The sequence below is a fragment of the Streptomyces sp. ALI-76-A genome, from assembly GCF_030287445.1.
Classification (GTDB): domain Bacteria; phylum Actinomycetota; class Actinomycetes; order Streptomycetales; family Streptomycetaceae; genus Streptomyces.
The window spans coordinates 5,786,490-5,805,348 of record NZ_JASVWB010000002.1; the positions used below are offsets into that span (position 1 = coordinate 5,786,490).

Annotated in this window: 15 protein-coding genes; 8 read left to right on the forward strand and 7 right to left on the reverse strand. The window is 72.2% G+C overall.

Features of this window, described 5'->3' with window-relative positions; genetic code table 11:
• Window positions 1–132 precede the first annotated feature (132 nt).
• The gene (locus tag QQS16_RS26985) at window positions 133–891 is read left to right on the forward strand and encodes a ferritin-like fold-containing protein (RefSeq protein WP_286064570.1); all 759 of its coding nucleotides are present in this window, start codon (window positions 133–135) and stop codon (window positions 889–891) included.
• Window positions 892–1,028: 137 nt separating this feature from the next.
• Here QQS16_RS26985 and QQS16_RS26990 read toward each other — a convergent pair whose 3' ends face one another.
• From QQS16_RS26990 to QQS16_RS27005, 4 genes are all read right to left on the reverse strand, one after another.
• Complete coding sequence (locus tag QQS16_RS26990; protein WP_286066470.1) at window positions 1,029–1,295, reverse strand: hypothetical protein; 267 nt, start codon at window positions 1,293–1,295, stop codon at window positions 1,029–1,031.
• A gap of 188 nt (window positions 1,296–1,483) precedes the next feature.
• Window positions 1,484–1,711 (reverse strand): DUF3107 domain-containing protein, encoded by a 228-nt coding sequence (locus QQS16_RS26995; protein ID WP_019754243.1) that lies wholly within the window; start codon window positions 1,709–1,711, stop codon window positions 1,484–1,486.
• Window positions 1,712–1,861: 150 nt separating this feature from the next.
• Window positions 1,862–2,503 (reverse strand): TetR/AcrR family transcriptional regulator, encoded by a 642-nt coding sequence (locus tag QQS16_RS27000; RefSeq protein ID WP_286064575.1) that lies wholly within the window; start codon window positions 2,501–2,503, stop codon window positions 1,862–1,864.
• Between the two features lie 204 nt (window positions 2,504–2,707).
• The gene (locus QQS16_RS27005; protein WP_286064577.1) at window positions 2,708–2,932 is read right to left on the reverse strand and encodes an Rv3202a family protein; all 225 of its coding nucleotides are present in this window, start codon (window positions 2,930–2,932) and stop codon (window positions 2,708–2,710) included.
• Between the two features lie 164 nt (window positions 2,933–3,096).
• On the opposite strand from QQS16_RS27005, the gene QQS16_RS27010 reads away from it, so the two are divergent.
• From QQS16_RS27010 to moeZ, 7 genes are all read left to right on the forward strand, one after another.
• Window positions 3,097–4,161, forward strand: coding sequence for an alpha/beta fold hydrolase (locus QQS16_RS27010; protein ID WP_286064579.1), 1,065 nt, complete (start codon window positions 3,097–3,099; stop codon window positions 4,159–4,161).
• An 8-nt stretch (window positions 4,162–4,169) separates the two neighbouring features.
• On the forward strand, window positions 4,170–5,777 hold the full coding sequence (locus QQS16_RS27015) for a DUF3152 domain-containing protein (RefSeq protein ID WP_286064581.1): 1,608 nt from the start codon (window positions 4,170–4,172) through the stop codon (window positions 5,775–5,777).
• 299 nt (window positions 5,778–6,076) lie between these two features.
• Window positions 6,077–7,834 (forward strand): DUF3492 domain-containing protein, encoded by a 1,758-nt coding sequence (locus QQS16_RS27020; RefSeq protein ID WP_286064582.1) that lies wholly within the window; start codon window positions 6,077–6,079, stop codon window positions 7,832–7,834.
• Between the two features lie 521 nt (window positions 7,835–8,355).
• Window positions 8,356–9,477: a hypothetical protein gene (locus tag QQS16_RS27025; protein WP_286066471.1), complete on the forward strand. Its 1,122-nt coding sequence runs from the start codon at window positions 8,356–8,358 to the stop codon at window positions 9,475–9,477.
• A gap of 176 nt (window positions 9,478–9,653) precedes the next feature.
• On the forward strand, window positions 9,654–10,616 hold the full coding sequence (locus QQS16_RS27030) for an NAD-dependent epimerase/dehydratase family protein (protein ID WP_286064583.1): 963 nt from the start codon (window positions 9,654–9,656) through the stop codon (window positions 10,614–10,616).
• On the forward strand, window positions 10,604–11,356 hold the full coding sequence (locus QQS16_RS27035; protein WP_286064585.1) for a spherulation-specific family 4 protein: 753 nt from the start codon (window positions 10,604–10,606) through the stop codon (window positions 11,354–11,356). Before QQS16_RS27030 ends, QQS16_RS27035 begins: the two co-directional genes overlap by 13 nt.
• 63 nt (window positions 11,357–11,419) lie before the next feature.
• Entirely contained in the window at window positions 11,420–12,598 is a 1,179-nt protein-coding gene (moeZ, locus tag QQS16_RS27040) for an adenylyltransferase/sulfurtransferase MoeZ (protein WP_286064587.1), read from the forward strand.
• Window positions 12,599–12,669: 71 nt separating this feature from the next.
• Here moeZ and QQS16_RS27045 read toward each other — a convergent pair whose 3' ends face one another.
• From QQS16_RS27045 to QQS16_RS27055, 3 genes are all read right to left on the reverse strand, one after another.
• Window positions 12,670–14,211, reverse strand: a complete 1,542-nt coding sequence (locus QQS16_RS27045; protein ID WP_286064589.1) for an alpha/beta hydrolase — start codon at window positions 14,209–14,211, stop codon at window positions 12,670–12,672.
• Between the two features lie 239 nt (window positions 14,212–14,450).
• A complete protein-coding gene (locus QQS16_RS27050; protein ID WP_286064591.1) occupies window positions 14,451–15,995 on the reverse strand; it encodes an alpha/beta hydrolase in 1,545 nt (514 codons plus the stop codon).
• Window positions 15,996–16,060: 65 nt separating this feature from the next.
• Complete coding sequence (locus QQS16_RS27055; protein ID WP_286064593.1) at window positions 16,061–18,802, reverse strand: lysylphosphatidylglycerol synthase transmembrane domain-containing protein; 2,742 nt, start codon at window positions 18,800–18,802, stop codon at window positions 16,061–16,063.
• Window positions 18,803–18,859 lie beyond the last annotated feature (57 nt).

An 18,859-nucleotide genomic window follows, 5' to 3' on the forward strand; every position in this document is an offset into this window, starting at 1 on the left:
ATACGTCAGAGTACTCAGCAGGCGCATTACCACCATACCCCGGAATCGCGCACATGCGATGGCCGATTTGGTCACGTAGTCGGCGTCACAGTGATCGACCAGGGACTTCCGCCGCCCGACAAGCGGGCTATTGTGCGCTTCATGACCACGCCTGACAACACCTCTGACGCCCCCGCAGACACTTCCCCCGAGGTCACCGGAGTCGCCGCCCAGGACTGGGCCAGGGCCTCCGCCGAACCGCAGTACCGGGCCGCGGTCGTGGACCTGCTCGGCGCGCTCGCGTACGGGGAGCTGGCGGCCTTCGAGCGGCTCGCGGAGGACGCCAAACTGGCGCCGACGCTGGCGGACAAGGCGGAGCTCGCGAAGATGGCGTCGGCCGAGTTCCACCATTACGAGAAGCTGCGCGACCGGCTCGCGGAGATCGGCGAGGAGCCGACGCTGGCGATGGAGCCGTTCGTCGCCGCGCTGGACGGCTTCCACAAGCAGACGGCGCCCTCGGACTGGCTGGAGGGCCTCGTCAAGGCGTACGTCGGGGACTCCATCGCCAGCGACTTCTACCGTGAGGTCGCCGCCCGCCTCGACTCTGACAGCCGGGAACTCGTCCTCGCCGTCCTCGACGACACCGGGCACGCCGGCTTCGCCGTGGAGAAGGTGCGCGCGGCGATCGACGCCGACCCGCGGGTCGGCGGACGGCTCGCCCTGTGGGCGCGACGGCTGATGGGCGAGGCCCTGTCGCAGTCCCAGCGGGTGGTCGCCGACCGGGACGCCCTGTCGACGATGCTCGTGGGCGGCGTCGCGGACGGCTTCGATCTCGCCGAGGTCGGCCGCATGTTCTCCCGCATCACCGAGGCGCACACCAAGCGGATGGCGGCGCTGGGACTGGCCGCCTAGGCGGAGCGGCCGCGTATCGGTCCGTTCCGGGCGGGCGTCCCGAGGCACCGGCTCGGCTGGTTGTGGTCCCGGCCCTCGGCCTCAGGCTCGTCGCCCCGGTCGCCCCGCTTTTCGCAGGTGCCGCCTTCGGCCGCGGGTCAGGCGGTCGCCGACCGGCGGAGTCTTCCCGCCGGACGCAGCAGCAGGGACAGCGAGGCCGCGGAGACGATCACGGCGCCGACGAGGGGCAGGACGGCACCCCCGGTGTCCAGCGCGCTGTGCGTGACGAAGGCGCCGAACAGGCCCCCGGCGACGCCGGTCGCGAGCACCAGGGAACGGGTGGGCAGGCGGTGGGACAGCCGGTGGATCGCCGTCGCCGCCAGCACCAGACCGAGCAGAGCCGAGCCGAGCGCCTCGAACAACATCATGGGGTCCCTCCCACACGGCCACACTGCGCGTCACGGTCGTAGCCCGTCTTACCCGTGACCTGCGGAATGCAATCCTCGCCGGTGCGCGGGGTGTGCTCCATCCGTGGAGAGGAACGGGAGGGGCCCGGCGACACACGGTCGCCGGGCCCCTCCCGTCGCGCGCACGCGCGAGATCTCGCGTATGACTACAGCGCGCCGAAGCCCACCTTGCGCGGGGCCGGCTCGCCGAGCTCGACGTAGGCGAGACGGTCGGCCGGCACGAGGACCTTGCGGCCGTGCTCGTCCACGAGGCTCAGCAGCTGAGACTTGCCCGCCAGCGCCTCGGACACCGCCCGCTCGACCTCCTCGGCACTCTGACCGCTCTCCAGAACGATCTCGCGGGGCGCGTGCTGCACGCCGATCTTGACCTCCACGGCTATGTCCCTCCGACGGTCAGTGAAGTGCGCGACCTTCCGCGCCGTACCAGCACACATTAGCCCGGTGAGGGGACGTACACGCTCCGCCCGAGAACGCCAGGAGCGAACATCGGGCGGGAACAAACACCCCACCCGCGTGTGTGCGGGTCAGTGGTGGTCGGTGCCGTGCAGCGGGAAGCCCGCGATGCCCCGCCAGGCCAGGGACGTCAGCAGCTGGACGGCCTGGTCGCGCGGGACACTGCGGTCGCTGTGCAGCCAGGAGCGGGCCACCACCTGCGCGAGACCGCCCAGCCCGGACGCCAGCAGCATCGACTCGGCGCGCGAGAGACCGGTGTCCTCGGCGATCACGTCACAGATCGCCTCGGCGCACTCGTTCGTGACCTTGTCGACGCGCTCGCGTACCGCGGGCTCGTTCGTCAGGTCCGACTCGAAGACCAGCCGGAAGGCGCCGCCGTCGTCCTCGACGTACGCGAAGTAGGCGTCCATGGTCGCCCGCACGCGCTGCTTGTTGTCGGTGGTCGACGCGAGCGCGTTGCGCACGGACTGGATCAGCGACTCGCAGTGCTGGTCCAGCAGCGCGAGGTACAGGTCGAGCTTGCCCGGGAAGTGCTGGTAGAGCACCGGCTTGCTGACGCCGGCCCGCTCGGCGATGTCGTCCATCGCCGCGGCGTGGTAGCCCTGCGCCACGAAGACCTCCTGGGCGGCGCCCAGCAGCTGGTTCCGTCGGGCACGGCGCGGCAGGCGCGTGCCTCGCGGGCGTGCTGCCTCTGTCTGCTCGATGGCTGTCACGCCGCCTCCCAATGTCGTCCACTCGCGGTGTGCGCCGCGCGGCCATCGTACTTTTCGGTAACCGTGGTGTGCGCGCTGTGAGTGCACAATTTCACGGACCGGACGGCGGGGAAAGCGGCACAGAAGGTTTCAAGTCGGTCTCTACCGGGCATCAGGTGGCGCCACTCCGGTCCAGCAGTGGCCGTATCCGCACGTCACCGCATGTCACCGGTAGTCGTCCTCGTCGAGGGAGACGACACGGGCCTGCTCGGCCAGATCCGCCTCGCTCGCGCGGTCCGGGTCGACGCCGGTCAGCGGATCGTCCCGGTCCGGCGTGATCTCCGCGTTCTGCTCGGCCGCGTCGGCCTCCGGCGCCTCGACGGCGATCTCCTGGTCCTTCTCGGTGTCCTCGTCGACGAACGTCTCGGGGTCACTGGGGTCAACGGTCATGTCGGGCTCCCTTCCTAGTACGTCCCTGAGTGCGACAGGGGGCCACATGCGGGTGCCCTGCGTTCGAGCCTAGGAGACACGCGATCTGTACGCCATCGATCCGGCCACCCGCCTGTGATGGCGAACACATGAACCAGTGCGTGATCGTCTCGTAACATTGCTGCATGTCTTCGACCGAGCCGCCGTTCGTGCCGCCCGCCAACGTGCTCCCCAAAGTGGCGCCCGTCAGGGTCGCGGACGGCGAGCGGCTGAGGTCGGTCGGGCTGCCGGGGATCACGCTGACGGTCCGTTCGCGACCGCCGGCGCGAGCGGGCCTGCCGCCCGCGCTGTACGTCCACGGGCTGGGCGGTTCCTCGCAGAACTGGTCCGCGCTGATGCAGCAGTTGGAGGACGCGGTCGACGGCGAGGCCGTCGATCTGCCGGGCTTCGGCGACTCCCCGCCACCGGACGACGGCGACTACTCCCTCACCGGGCACGCGCGCGCGGTCATCCGTTACCTCGACGCCTCCGGGCGCGGTCCCGTGCATCTCTTCGGCAACTCCCTGGGCGGCGCGGTCTCCACGCGCGTCGCCGCGGTCCGGCCCGATCTCGTGCGCACGCTCACGCTCGTCTCGCCGGCGCTGCCGGAGATCCGCGTCCAGCGCACCGCCGTGCCGACCGGGCTGCTGGCGCTGCCCGGCGTGGCCGGCCTCTTCACCCGGTTCACCAAGGAGTGGACGGCGGAACAGCGGGTCCGCGGCGTCACGGCGCTCTGCTACGGCGATCCCAGCAAGGTGACGCCCGAGGGTTTCCGGCACGCGGTGGAGGAGATGGAACGGCGGCTGAGACTGCCGTACTTCTGGGACGCGTTGACGCGCTCCGCGCGCGGGCTGGTGAACGCGTACACCCTGGGCGGCCAGCACGCGCTGTGGCGCCAGGCCGCACGTGTTCTCGCTCCGACGCTCCTCGTCTATGGTGGCCGGGACCAACTAGTGGGCTTCCGCATGGCCCAGCGGGCGGCCCGGACTTTCCGTGACTCCCGCCTGCTCACTCTGCCGGAGGCCGGGCACGTGGCGATGATGGAGTACCCGGAGACGGTCGCGAAGGCGTTCCGTGACCTCCTCGCGGAGACGGACGCTTCCCGTGGGGGAGCGGGCGCCTCCGACGGCGGGGCCGGTGGCCCCGGTGAGGAAGCGGGCGTCCCAGGCGGGGGATCCGAGATGTCGAGCACTACCGGAGCGGGGAGCTGAGGCGGGACGTGGGACGCCACAGTCGACGTGGACCTGCCCCCAAGAGTGCTCCCAAGGGCGAGACCAAGGACAACGGCACACAGGTGACCGGCGCCGGCGGCCGGAGCCGGATCCCGGTTCCGCCGCCCGCCCGACGCGGGCAGCAGACGCCGTCGGCGGGCGGACCCCCCGGGTACGGGACGCCTCCTGAAGGGGTGTCCGCGTTCGCTGACGGCACCCCCGCGCGTGGGGTGCCGCGTCTGCCTGACGGGACTCCCGCTCATGGAGCGCCGCGTTTCCCTGAGGGCACGCCGCCGCACGGTTTCCCCGGGCTCCCCGGGGGCCCGGCCGCGCGCGGGGTGCCGCGTCCTCCCGACGGCACGCCCCCCCATGGCTTCCCCGGGCTTCCCGGCGACACGCCTGGCCGCGGCGGTCCCCAGGTCCGTGGTGGGCACCCCGAGCAGCGGGAGCGCGGCGGTGGCTGGGGCCCGTTGGGCGGACGGCCCGACGGGCGCGGTGGTCCCGGGCCCGGGGCCGTGATACCGCGTCAGCGGTCGGCCCCGCAGGCGAACCCACGCCAGGACTACCTCGACGCCTTCGAGTCCGCCGACGACGTCTTCGCGCCCCGCACGCCCGCCGCCGGGCCCCTTCCGCCCGCGGCGGGACTCGGCATGCGCACCCCCGGAGTCGGCACGGCCTCCGCGCCCCGGGTCCGGACCACCGCGCACCCCTCCGACCCGTACACCTCGGCCACCGCGTGGCCCGACGGAGCGGGCGTCGACGGCGGTGACGACGACGCGCCGCCGTCGGGTGAGCCGACGACGGCCAACGGCGGCAAGGGGCGGACGTTCACCGGTATCGCGGCCGCCGCCGTCACCACCGTGCTGGCCATCGTCGTGGCCGGCCAGGTCGCGGACGGGCGTGACGACAGCGACGTACGGACCCAGAGCGCCGCCGACCGGGCGCGGGACGCCCGCGACTCGGCCTCGCGGGTCGGCGAGCGGCCGACGCCGTCCGGATCGGCCTCGGCGGCACCGCTGACGTACGAGCAGAAGATGGACCGGACGTACCCGCTCGGCGCCACCCTCGACGGCTCGGGGAAGTTCGACGCGATCACCGGCGTCGACAAGGCGCCCGGCAAGGGGCAGAAGCACACCTACCGTGTGGACGTGGAGCAGGGGCTCGGACTCGACGGCGAGCTCTTCGCGCAGGCCGTCCACAAGACGCTGAACGACGACCGGAGCTGGGCCCACAACGGCGCCCATACCTTCGAGCGTGTGTACTCCGGCCGGACCGACTTCGTGATCACGCTCGCCAGCCCCGGCACGACGGCCGAGTGGTGTGCCAAGTCCGGTCTGGACACCACCGTGGACAACGTGTCGTGCGACTCGGCCGCCACCGATCGCGTGATGATCAACGCGTATCGATGGGCGCGGGGGTCGACGACCTACGGTGACGCGATCCATGCGTACCGGCAGATGTTGATCAACCACGAAGTCGGCCACCGGCTCGGCAACGGCCACGTCACGTGCGACAAGGACGGCGAACTCGCGCCGGTCATGCAGCAGCAGACCAAGTTCCTCGACCACGACGGCATCCGGTGCAAGGCCAATCCCTGGCCTTTTCCCGGAAGTTGACAGCAGTCGGCGGCAGGTCGGCGGGAGTCGGCGGCGGGTCGGCCGGAGGTGACGCGCGGTGAGGGGCGGCAGGCGCCGGCCCCACGCCGACACGCGAGGGCTGCGGTGACGAACCGTAGGCGCATGATCCCTTAGCGCGACAGAACGCGATCCGCACGCGAAAGTTACGACCGTTCACCCCTTTTGGTGGCGCGATGGACAACCGTCCGTCGCGCCACCGCCTTGTCCGCATACGTTCGTCCCGCTGCGAGCCGCCGAGCCAAGGGCGGCTCCCCATACGGGAGATCGGGGGTGCACTCGTGCGCATCGGACTGCTTACGGAGGGCGGCTATCCGTATGTGAGCGGTGACGCCAGGCTCTGGTGCGACCGGCTCGTGCGCGGGCTCGCACAGCACGAGTTCGACATCTACGCGCTCAGCCACAGCGAGCGCCAGGAGGACGAGGGCTGGGTCCCGTTGCCGCCCCAGGTCAGCAGGGTGCGCACGGCACCGCTGTGGTCGGCCGACGACGACAGGTGGAGGGCTGCCCCGAAGAGCCTCCTGGGCCGGGCGACGACAGGCGACGGGTGGGCCTGTGGGCGGCGCGCACGCCGGCGGTTCGCCGAGTGCTACGGCGAACTGGCGGCCGTGCTCTGTGCGGGCAGCGGCGGCGGCACGGATGCCTCGCAGAAGCCGTCGGCGACGGAGGCGGACCGTTTCGCCAGCGCGCTGTACGGGCTCGCCGACCTCGCCCGCGACGAAGGAGGGCTGGTGACCGCCCTCCGCTCCGAGACCGCCGTACGCGCCCTCGAACGCGCCTGCCGTGCGCCCGGCACCCCGAGCACGGCGCGTGAGGCGCGCGTACCCGATCTGCTCGCCGTCGCCGCGCACCTGGAGCGCGCCCTGCGCCCCCTGTCCCTCGACTGGTACGAGGACGAGGGCCTCGGCTCCGTCGACCTGTGCCACGCGACCTCCGGCGGCCCGGCGGCCCTGCCCGGCTTGCTCGCGCACCACTTCGCCGGTGTACCCCTGCTGGTGACCGAGTACGGTGTGCGGCTGCGCACCCACTATCTGACCGCCACCGAGGCCCCGCCCGCCGTGCGGGCCCTCCTCACCGCCTTCCACGGCAGGCTCGCCGCCGAGACGTACGGGCGGGCCGCGGTCGTCACGCCCGGCAACGCGCACGCCCGCCGCTGGCAGGAGCGCTGCGGCGCCGACCGCGCCAAGCTCCGCACGGTCTACCCGGGCATGGACGCCTCTCCCTTCGCGGAGGTCGGCGAGTCCACGGAGTGCGCGGACCCCGACACCCTCGTCTGGGTCGGCCGGGTGGAGCCGGCCAAGGACCTGGTGTCGTTGCTGCACGCCTTCGCCGAGATCCGCAAGGAGGAGCCCAAGGCGCGACTGCGGATCGTCGGCGCCGCCTCCGGTCCCGAGGGGGCCGCCTACCTCGGGCACTGCAAGGCGCTGGCGGCGCAGCTCTTCCCCGACGAGGCCGACGGCCCGCACGCCGTAGGCGACAACCCGGTGTCCTTCGAGGAGCGGGGCGGGCCGGACCTGCCGACCCTCGCCGACGTGTACGCCGCCGGCGCCGTGACCGTCCTGTCCAGCGTCGTCGAGGGCTTCCCGACCGGACTGGTCGAGGCCATGCTCTGCGGCCGCGCGACGGTGTCGACCGACGTCGGCGCGGTGGTGGAGGTGATCGGCGGCACCGGGCTCGTCGTGCCCCCGCGCAACCCGCGGGCGCTCGCCGAGGCCTGCGTGGCGCTGTTGCGCGACCCCGGGCGCCGGGCGCGACTGGGGGCCGCGGCGCGCGCCCGAGCACTCGAACTGTTCACCGTGGAGCAGAACGTCGCGGCATTTCACGGCATTTACCTGGACATCGTCTCGCGCACCCCGGTGCGGCGGGTCGTCCTCGACGACGACGGCGCGCCCCTGCCGTTCGCCGCTCCCGCCGAGTCCCACGTACCCGGCAGATGGACCGGGCCCGGCGCACGTGTCGTGCCCTGCGGCGGACCCGGCTGGACGGCGGGGCCACCGGTACGGGCCACGACCCCGGTCCCCGCGACGGAGGGAGCGTGATGAGCGGGCTGGGCGAACTGGACCGACCCGGAACCCCGAGCGGCGCCGGACCGTGGGACACGCGGTCGGAGGAGTGGCTCACGGCGGAGGCGGACGGAGGGGGACGCGAACCGGTTGGTGCTGGTGCTGGTGCCGGTGCCGGTGGTGGTGGACGTGAGGGTCTGGTTGACGCCGGCGCCGGATCAGGTGCCGACCCCTACCCGGGCTCGGACGCCGACCCTGGCGCCGGCTCAGGTGGCCAGTCAGGCGGCCTCCGCGTCCCGGCCGATACCGAGGCTGGCTCAAGTGCCGAGTCCGGCGGCCTCCGCGACGCGGACGGCACGCACGACAGGGACGACGCTCACTCCGGGTGGGCCGGCCGCGTCACCGACGCCGTGCGTGACGTGACCGCTGGGCGGGACGGCCGCGTCGCCCACGCCTTCCGTGACGCGGTCGCCGGGCACGACACCGACGGCATCGGAGCCTTGCGTGGCGCAACGGCCAGGCGGGACAGCGACGACATCGATCACACGGGCGTAGTCATGGCAGCGGTGGCCCATCGCCCCGCCCCCGCCCGCCGTCCCGGTGCCGACCCGGTGAAGGCTCTGATGCACCGCCACCGAGACCTGTGCGAACGAGCGGTCGACCCCCTGGAGATCGCGGCAGGTCTGGAGGCCCACGGAGTCACCGACCGCACCGCGGCCCGCTTCCGCCACCGTGACGTCTTCTCCCTCGCTGAGGAGATGTACGCCCGCGTTCCCCGCGACGGCGAGACGTCTCCGTGCCCCGCCCCGCAGGACACGACCCGGGCCCGCGCCGACTGGGTCCTGCTCACCCTCCTGCCCGGCGCTCTCTGCACGGCCACGGTGGTCGGCCTGCACGTCACCCACGGCCAGGCGCGCCTGGCCGTCGCCGCCGCCGGGGCCCTCGGCGTGGCCCTGGGCGTACGCGCGGCACTCACCCGCGGCCCGCTCGCCACCAGAACCCGCACCCACCCCAACGGCACCAGCACCTGGACCTACTGGCTCCTCGCCTACGCCGTCCTCGGCGACGGCCTGCTCGGTGCGGCGCTGACCGGCGGCCCCGACGGCCTCCCCGACGGCACCACGGACGCGCCCTGGCCCCTCGCCATCGCCCCCCTCCTGGCTCTCGCCTGGGCCTGCGCACCCGCCGCCTGGAGCGCTCACCTCCTCGCCGTCCGCGCCCGCCGCAGACTGACGGGCAGCCGACGCCTGGAGGACTTCGCCGCTTCCGTACGCCCCCTGCTGCTGGGTACGTCGGCCCTGTTCGTCGGCGCTCTCACCGCCCTCCTGGCCGTATCGGGCGAGGCCCTCGGCGAAGCACCTTCCTACGGCCGGACCGCCACGCTCGGCGCCCTCCTGTTCCTCGCCCGTCTCCTCACCGTCCACGGTTTCCGCCGGGGCCCGAGAGTCGTCCTCACCGCCACCGCCGCAACCCAGGCGGTGGCCCTGGCCACGGTCTTCGCAGCGCGCCTTCCCGGCTGCGATGCCCTCTCCACCCCGGTCCGGGCCGCCACCGACAGCTGGGGACCGGGTGCCATCCAGACCCTCGTCTGCGGCATGGGCGCCCTGATCCTCCTGATCCACGCGACCCGCACGCTGACGCGGGCCTCGGCTCACGCCCGGCCGGGTGAACCGAGATGACCGCCCCAGCGCAAGGCGCCGCGTGCCGGCTGCCGCCGACCCGTACGGCAGGCGTGGGTGCACCCGCCGTATGCGCACCCCCTCGCACAGCCGCAGGCTCCCGCACCGCCCCCTCTCGAAGGAGACCACCACATGATCACCTCCCGACCCGACGCCTCGGCTCCGGGAGCCGCCCGATGAGAGTCCTGCTGATCGGAGCCAACGGCTACCTCGGCCGCTACGTCGCCGACCGACTGCTCGCCGACCCGGCCGTCCAGCTCACCGCTCTCGGCCGCGGCGACGACGCCGACGTCCGCTTCGACCTCGCGTCCGGCAGCCCCGGTGCCCTCACCCGCTTCCTCGACGCGGTCCACCCCGGCGTCGTCGTCAACTGCGCCGGCGCCATCCGCGGCGGGGCCCGTGACCTCACCCGCCACAACACCGTCGCCGTCGCCACCGTCTGCGAGGCCCTGCGCCGCAGCGGCTGCGGCGCCCGCCTCGTGCAGATCGGTTGCGGCGCCGAGTACGGGCCCAGCCAGCCCGGCTCCTCCACCGCCGAGGACGCCGTCCCGCGCCCCGGCGGCCCGTACGGCGTCAGCAAGCTCGCCGCCACCGAACTCGTCCTCGGCTCCGGCCTGGACGCCGTGGTCCTGCGCGTGTTCTCACCGGCCGGTCCCGGCACCCCCGCCGGGTCCCCGCTCGGCCGCCTGGCCGAGGCCATGCGTCGCGCCATGCAGTCCGGCGACGGCGAACTCAAACTGGGCGGCCTCGGCGCCCAGCGCGACTTCGTCGATGTGCGTGATGTCGCCCGCGCCGTGCACGCGGCCTCGCTCTCCGCCGCGCAAGGTGTCATCAACATCGGGTCGGGCCGCGCCGTCCGTCTCCGCGACGCCGCCGCGGTGCTCGCGCGTGTCGCCGGATACGCCGGTGCCCTCCACGAACTCGACGGCCCGCCCGGCCCCCACCTCAGGGCGACCATCGGCCATCCCCGCACCGAGGCGGAGCACGCGGCCCCGGTCGCGTACCCGTACCCGGACGGCTGCGGCAACTGGCAGCAGGCCGATGTGCGCACCGCCCGCGACCGGCTCGGCTGGCGTCCGCGGATCAACCTCGAGGAGTCCCTGGCCGACATCTGGATGGAGGCGGCATGCCGCATCTGACCAGTGCCGCCCCCGGCACGGCCCACACCGACCTGCGCACCGGCTTCGGCGTCCCGGGCTTCGCCCACCCCCTGGTCGCGCCGACCGAGTGGGGGGCGCTCACCCGCCCCGGCACCCCGCTGCACTGGGTCGTCCTCGGCGTCTCGGGCAACGGCCCGGGCTCCCGTCCCGACCCGCACTGTCTGGAGTCGGTGGGCCGCCTGCGCAACGCGGGGGTCCGGGTCCTCGGCCGCCTCGACGCCACCTACGGCGCCCGCGCCCACGGGGAGCTGGTCTCCGACGCCCAGCGCTACCTCGACTGGTACCGGGCGGACGGCTTCCTGCTGGACCGCTGCCCCACCGACCGCGTCGCCCTCCCCGAGGTCCGCCGTACGGTCACCGCGCTCCGCGGGCTGCGGGACGGGGCCCACATCGTCCTCGGCCACGGCACCCACCCGTACCCCGGCTACGCCGAGAACGCCGACCAGTTGGTCACCTTCTCCGGCCCGTGGAGCGACTACCGCTGGTCGCAGGTCGCCGAGTGGACCGCCGACTACCCGCCCGTCCGCTTCTGCCACCTTGTGCACGGCGTCCCGCGCGGCCACCTCGACGAGGCGCTGCGCATCGCCCGCTGGCAGGGTGCCGCGACCATCTACTTCACCGACCGTACGGATCGCTGTGGCCGCAGCGATCCCTGGGAGACCATGCCCGGCTACTGGGACGACATCGTCTCGCGTGTCGGGACGGGTGTCTCGGAATGAAAAAGGCCATGGCACTGTTACGGGGAGAACAACCGTAGTGATTGACCGACCAACGGAGTCCCCGTGTCGCTGCCACCCCTGGTCGAGCCGGCCGCCGAGCTCACCGTAGACGAGGTTCGCAGGTACTCCCGCCACCTGATCATCCCCGACGTCGGGATGGACGGGCAGAAGCGGCTGAAGAACGCCAAGGTGCTCTGTGTGGGCGCCGGCGGCCTGGGCTCGCCGGCGCTGATGTACCTGGCCGCCGCGGGCGTCGGCACGCTCGGCATCGTGGAGTTCGACGAGGTCGACGAGTCGAACCTGCAGCGCCAGATCATTCACAGCCAGGCCGACATCGGCCGTTCCAAGGCGGTGTCCGCGCGCGACTCCGTCCTCGGCATCAACCCGTACGTGAACGTGGTCCTTCACGAGGAGCGGCTGGAAGCCGACAACGTGATGGACATCTTCAGCCAGTACGACCTGATCGTCGACGGCACGGACAACTTCGCCACCCGCTACCTGGTCAACGACGCCTGCGTGCTGCTGAACAAGCCGTACGTGTGGGGTTCGATCTACCGTTTCGACGGCCAGGCGTCCGTGTTCTGGTCCGAGCACGGCCCCTGCTACCGCTGCCTCTACCCGGAGCCCCCGCCGCCGGGCATGGTCCCCTCCTGCGCTGAGGGTGGCGTGCTGGGCGTGCTGTGCGCGTCCATCGGCTCCATCCAGGTCAACGAGGCCATCAAGCTGCTGGCCGGCATCGGTGAGCCGCTCGTCGGCCGCCTGATGATCTACGACGCCCTGGAGATGCAGTACCGCCAGGTCAAGGTCCGCAAGGACCCGGACTGCGCGGTGTGCGGCGAGAACCCGACCGTCACCGAACTCATCGACTACGAAGCCTTCTGCGGTGTCGTCTCCGAGGAGGCCCAGGAGGCGGCCGCCGGCTCGACGATCACTCCGAAGCAGCTCAAGGAGTGGATCGACGACGGCGAGAACATCGAGATCATCGACGTCCGCGAGATCAACGAGTACGAGATCGTCTCCATTCCGGGCGCCAAGCTGATCCCGAAGAACGAGTTCCTCATGGGCACCGCCCTGGAGACCCTTCCGCAGGACAAGAAGATCGTCTTGCACTGCAAGACGGGTGTCCGCAGTGCGGAGGTTCTCGCGGTCCTGAAGTCCGCGGGCTTCTCCGACGCCGTGCACGTCGGCGGCGGTGTGATCGGCTGGGTCCACCAGATCGAGCCGCACAAGCCGGTGTACTGACCCTCGGCTCCTCCCTGTCGGATATCGGCGGGGGCTTCGGACACCACGGGTGACCGAAGTCCCCGCCGCCGTCATGTGCAGACCTTGCCGTCCCTCGGCACCGTGCCGCGCAGCAGATACGCGTTCACGGTGGAGTCCACGCAGTCGCTGCCGCTGCCGTACGCACCGTGTCCCTCGCCCTTCCAGGTGAGCATCACACCGACGTCCTCGCCCAGCTCGTCGGCCATCTTCCGGGTGCCCTCGTACGGTGTCGCCGGGTCGCCCGTGGTGCCCACCACCAGAATCGGTGCCGCGCCGGGAGCGCTCACCTCCGGCGTCTCGTACCGCCCGGGCACCGGCCAGTCGTGGCAGAAGCCGGCCGTGTCCCAGCCCAGGAAGGTCCCGAACACGGGGGAGATCCGCTCGAACTCCGGCAGCAGCTTCTTCGCCTCCTCGGCCGTCAGCCGCTGCCTGTCGTCCGAGCACGATATGGCCCGTTGTGAATGGGACCCTGTGCCGTAGTGGCCCGACTGATCACGCTCGTTGTAGTCGTCGGCGAGTGCCAGCAGCTCCGAGCCGTCTCCCCCCTGCGCCGCGGCCAGTGCGCTGGTCAACGTTGGCCAGCTGTCCTCGCTGTACAGCGGCAGGATGATGCCGATGAAGGCGAGCGCCTGCGTCAGCTGCCGTCCCGACGACGTCGGGAGGGGGTTCGCGTCGAGCCGCCTCAGCAGGTCGGCGATCTTCCGTGAGCCCTGCCCGGGGTCCTGGCCGGTGGATGCCAGGTAGGCGTTCAGCGCCCGCTGGAAGCCCCGGGTCTGGTTCTTGGCATGGCCGACGGTGTCGGCGCTCGGGTCGGCGACCGCGTCCAGGACCAGTCGTCCCACGTTCTGCGGGAAGTGATGCGCGTACACCCCGCCGAGTTCGGTGCCGTAGGAGATGCCGAAGTAGTGCGTCTTCCTGTCACCGAGGACCTGCCGCATCAGGTCCATGTCGCGGGCGGTGTCGGCGGTCGACACGTGCGCCAGCAGCTTGCCGGCGTCCTCCTCGCAGCCCTTGCCGAAGTCGGCGGCGTCCCGGAAGTAGGCGTTCTCCTCCGCCGGGGTGTCCGGGGTGATGTCCATCGTCTCGGCGGCCTGGATCTCCTTGTCGCCTCGGCAGCGGACGCCCTCGCTGGCGGCCACGCCGCGCGGGTCCCAGCTGACCAGGTCGTACCGCTCGCGCAGCAGGGAGACCACGGCGGCGTACGCCGGCATGGTGGCCACGCCGGAGCTGCCGGGACCGCCGAAGTTGAACAGCAGCGAGCCGATGCGGTTCTCGCCGCGGGCCTTGGCGCGGATCAGCGCGAGCCCGATCGTCTCGCCGTCCGGATCCGACCAGTCCAGCGGCGTCCTGAGGGTCGCGCACTGCCAGTCGCTGCCCGGCGCGGAGAATTCCGCCGTGGCCTCGCAGCGTCCCCAGTCGAGTTTCTGCGAGGTCAGTGCGGAGGGCAGCCGGCCGGCCGAGCCGGCCGACGGCCGGCCGCTCTTCCCGGCGTCCCCGCCGTTCCCGTCATCACCGGACGAGCTCCCGTCACACCCCGTCGCCAGCAGTGCGGCAGCGGCACCCAGAGCCGCCCACCGTGCCCATCGCCTCATCGGGTCCCCCCTCGCAGGCCTCCCGCTCCGTGCCGCGGAGGGCTGTCCGGCCATGGTAGGCGGATCGCGAGACGGCCGCCGAAGCCTGTGGATAACGTTCTGACCTGCGGATCCAGTGAGAACCGGGGTGGTGTCGGCGCTGCGGGGAGGGGACCACGAGCGGCCGGGTCACGAGTGGCCGAGGCGCGACCGCGAGGCAAGACCGGCGAGGCGCCACCGCTGAGGCACCACCGCCGGGGTCAGGAGCAGACGGTCCCGGCCGTCGGCACCTTCCCCTCCAGCAGGTAGCCGTTCACCGCGTCCTGTACACACTTGTTCCCGCTGTCGTACGCCCCGTGCCCCTGACCCTTGTACGTCAGTTCGACGCCGACGCCCTCGCCGAGTGCCTGCGCCATCCTCCGCGCACCCTCGTACGGCGTGGCGGGGTCGCCGGTGTTGCCCACGACGAGGATCGGCGCGGATCCGGGCGCGCTGACGTCGGGACGGTCGGCGGCGCCCGGCACCGCCCAGTCGGTGCAGGTGAGCATGCCCCAGGCCAGGAAGTCGCCGAACACCGGCGAGGCGGCCCGGAACTCGGGCAGTTTCCGCTCGACGTACCCGGCGGTGTAGCGCGGTGAGTCGTCGGCGCAGTTGATGGAGGTGTTGGCCGCGGTGATGTTGCTGTACTCGCCGTTCTGGCCGCGTCCGTTCATGGCGTCGGACAACACCATCAGGGTCTGCCCGTTACCGTCGTACGCCTGTTCGAGGCCCTCGGTGAGGTACTCCCAGAAGTCCTTCGAGTACAGCGCCTGCGCGATGCCGTTGGTCGCCGCGGTCTGGGTCAGTTCGCGCGGGGGGATACCCGGGATCGGCTTGCTGTCCAGGTCCTCGAGCAGTGCGGCGATGCGGTCCTTGACGTCCTGAGCGCTGTCACCGACCGGGCAGCCCCCGCTCTGGGACGCGCAGTCCGCGGCGAAGTTGTCCAGGGCGAGCTGGAAGCCCTTCGCCTGTCCCAGCGAGCCCTGTTCGGCGTTCTGCGTCGGGTCGACGACCGCGTCGAAGACGGCGCGGCCGACCCTCTTCGGGAACAGGTGGGCGTAGACACCGCCGAGTTCGGTGCCGTACGAGATGCCGAAGTAGTGCAACTTGTCGTCACCGAGGACCTGGCGCATGAGGTCCAGGTCGCGCGCCGCGTCGGTGGTGCGCACGTGCGGCAGCACCTTCTTGGAGTTGTCCTCGCAGGCCGCGTTGAACTCCTTGGTGTCCGCCAGCAGTTCGGTGCGCTCGGCCGCGTCGTCGGGGGTGGCGTCCCGCTGGAAGAAGGCGTCGAGCCGGGCGTCGTTCTCGCACTCCACGGGCGCGCTGCGGCCGACCCCGCGAGGGTCGAAACTCACCAGGTCGTAGCGGGTGCGCAGAGTCGTGTAGGCGTCGGCGAAGGACGGCAGGGTGGTGACGCCCGAGCCGCCGGGGCCGCCGAAGTTGAAGACCAGCGAGCCGATGCGCCGGTCCGCGGCACCGCTCGCCTTCGCCCGGATCAGCGCGAGGTCGATCGTGTCGCCCTTGGGCCTGTCCCAGTCGAGGGGAGCCTTCAGGGTGGCGCACTGCCACTGGTCGCCGTTCGGCAGGGACGAGGGGGCGTCACCGCCGCCCTCCGCCGCGGAGGGAGCCGGGCAGTCCTCCCAGCTCGGCTTCTGCGCCGACAGGTCCTCGTCCGGCGCGTCGGCACCGCAGCCCGCCAGCACGGAGACCGACAGCAGGGCGGCGGTGGTCAGGGCGGCCACACGCGGTCGGGAGGGGTTCGGCATGGTTCCATCCTGGAGCTGTCGGTGGGCGGACGCTCGGGGCACGGGCCGTAAGGGGTATCGCGGCGCTACAGCGCGCCCTTGCGTGTCAGGTGGTTGAAGGCCAGCCAGCCCGGAAGCACAGGCAGCCACAGGGTCAGCAGCCGGAACAGCAGCACGGCCGGAGCGGCGACCTCCTTGGGGAGACCGACGGCGATCAGCCCGACCGTCAGGGTCGCCTCCACCGCGCCCACACCGCCCGGGGTCGGCGCGGCGGATCCCAGCGCGTTGCCCGCGAGGAAGACGACGGCGACGCTGGCGATGCTCAGCGAGGTGGTCTCGTCGCCGAACGCGCGGATCGAGGCGTCCAGGCACATCACGAAGCAGGCCGTCAGCAGCAGCATGCCGCCGATGCCGGTGATCAGCTTCTGCGGTCGCTGGAGCACGTCGAGCATGCGCGGCACGACGCCCGCGAAGAGCGACCTCACGCGCGTGGCGACGAACTTCCGCAGGAACGGCACCGAGGTCACGACCAGCACGAGCACGGCGACCGTCAGCAGACCGGCGATGACCGTCCGGGACGGCGACAGCGACGGCGTCTTCTCGGTGCCGGTCAGATAACCGAACGCCAGCAGCATCAGGATGTGGCAGCCGAGCCCGAACAGCTGCGACGCGCCGACACTGGCCACCGCGAGCCCCGGCCGCACTCCCGCGCGCTGCAGGAAACGCGTGTTCAGCGCGACACCGCCCACCGCGGCCGGCGCGACGATCTTCACGAACGATCCGGCGACCTGCGCCGCGACGGTGCGCAGGAACGGCACCCGCTCGGGCACGAAGCCCAGCAGGGCCATGGCCGCCGCGAAGTAGCTCGCCGCGGAGAACAGCACCGCGGCGATGACCCAGCCCCACTCGGCGTTGGCCACGAGCGGACCCAGCTCGATGTGCGTGAGCTGCGTCAGCAGGAAGTAGGCGCCGATGGCGCCGGCCATGAAACTGATCAGCGTGCGTGGCCGGACCCGCTCCAGCCGGGCGGGCTCGACCGGCGCCTGCGGTCTGATCAGCAGCACCTGGTGGCGGATCTGGGTGAGCAGATCCTCCTCGCGCGCCTCCTCCACGGCCTCGTCGATGGCCCGCTTCTCGGCCCTGGCCTCCGCCCGCACGGCCTTCTTGTCGGGCTTCTCGAGTACCGGCCCGGTGGCGTGCGACGCCGACTCCAGACGGGTCTGCCTGGTCTGCCGGGAGGCCTCCAGGACCGCCTCGCGTTCCCGCTCGGCGCGTTCCCTGGCCAGTCTGCGCAGCGTCGCGCGCGTGGAGCGGCTCAGCGCGATGGGCTGGAGCATCGGCAGGCAGTCGGCCACCGCGTCGGGGCCGAGCACGCTCAGCGCGGCGTCCACGGCACGCTCGGCGCCCACCCGCAGGCCGAGCGTCACCAGCAACTGGGAGACGTCCATGCGCAGCAGCAGGTCGCCCGCCGCGATCTCGCCGACGCGCAGGTCGGTGAGGATCACCGTGCCGGAACGATCCACCAGAATCGCGTCACCGACCAGCCTGCGGTGCGCGATCCGCCGGGACTGCAGGGAGCGCACCTGGTGCCAGGTGTCGCGCAGCAACTCGTCGGTGATCTCCTCGTCCGGGAGCGAGTCGAGGGTGCGGCCACCGGTGTGCTCGTAGACGAGCATCACCGCGTCGGGACCCAGTTCCGAGGTGGCGATCAGCTTGGGGGCGTTGGCGCCGGCCGCGATGGCCGCGTAGGCGAGCAGCGCCTCCTGCTCCAGCGCCTGCCGCAGCGACGGGAGGCTGCTGCGGGTGGCGAAGCCGCGCAGCGTGAGGTTGCGCCAGGCACGGTAGAAGAACCCCTGGGCCTGCTGCTCCCGGTCGACCACCGTCACGTCCAGTGGCCGGCCGTCCTCCAGGGTGACGAAGTAGCGTCGGCCGCGGTCGCCGTTCTCCGGGGTGTCCGCCGCGGAGTCGCGGGCGGCGCTCACCGGGTGGAAGCCGACCGTTCTGAGGCCCGCCATCAGTGTCTGGCCGGTGGGACGGACGTTGGGCGAGCCGACCGCGTACAGCGTGCCGTAGGCCACGGTCCAGCCGATCAGCACCGTCAGGGTGATCGAGAACGGTGTCGTGTAGCCGGTGACGAGCATCGAGAAGGCGTCGAGCAGCAGCACGATCCACAGCACGGCCCGCCAGCGTGGTCGACGGGACATGCCGACCGCGGTCATGTAGGCGATGACCGGGGCCAGATAGCCGTGCACCGGGTCGGTGAGGGCGTGGATGTCGCCGGGGGAGGGCTGGGTGAGCGCCTCCTGGATCGAGCCGGGGGCGGCTTCGGCGACCCACAGGTCGGTGGCGAGGGTCACCCCGTGCGCGAGGACCGCCGCGAGCACGCCGTCGGCGATGCGCAGCCCGTCGCGCTTGATCAGCCGCTCGATCGCGAACGCGACCGGCACCAGGAGGATGGCGATGCTGGACGCCAGCCCCGCGATCTTGGTGAGCAGGTCGGGCGCCTGTCCGGTGCCCTTGTTGATGTCCTGTTCGAGACCCGAGGTGGTGCCGTGCGCGAACGCGGCGATGGCCAGCAGCAGGGCGACGGCCAGTACGCCGATCAGGAGCCGCATCAGATCGGAGGGCCGGTGCACGCGCGCGGGCAGGAGCGGTTCGTCGCCCTCGACCTCGTCGGCGTGCGCCTCCTCCGGCTCGTCGACGACGGGATCGGAGCCCTGCGCCGCCTTCTCTCCGGGGTTCTTCGGGTCCGCCTCGCCGGTGCCGGGGCGGGCCGAAGCGTCAGAGGTGCCCTCCGCGTCCTCGGGGTGCACGCCCTGCTGCTCCATCGCCTCTTCTTGGTCTCGTATCACCGGTCACCGCCCGCACGATGGTGGCATGCCCCA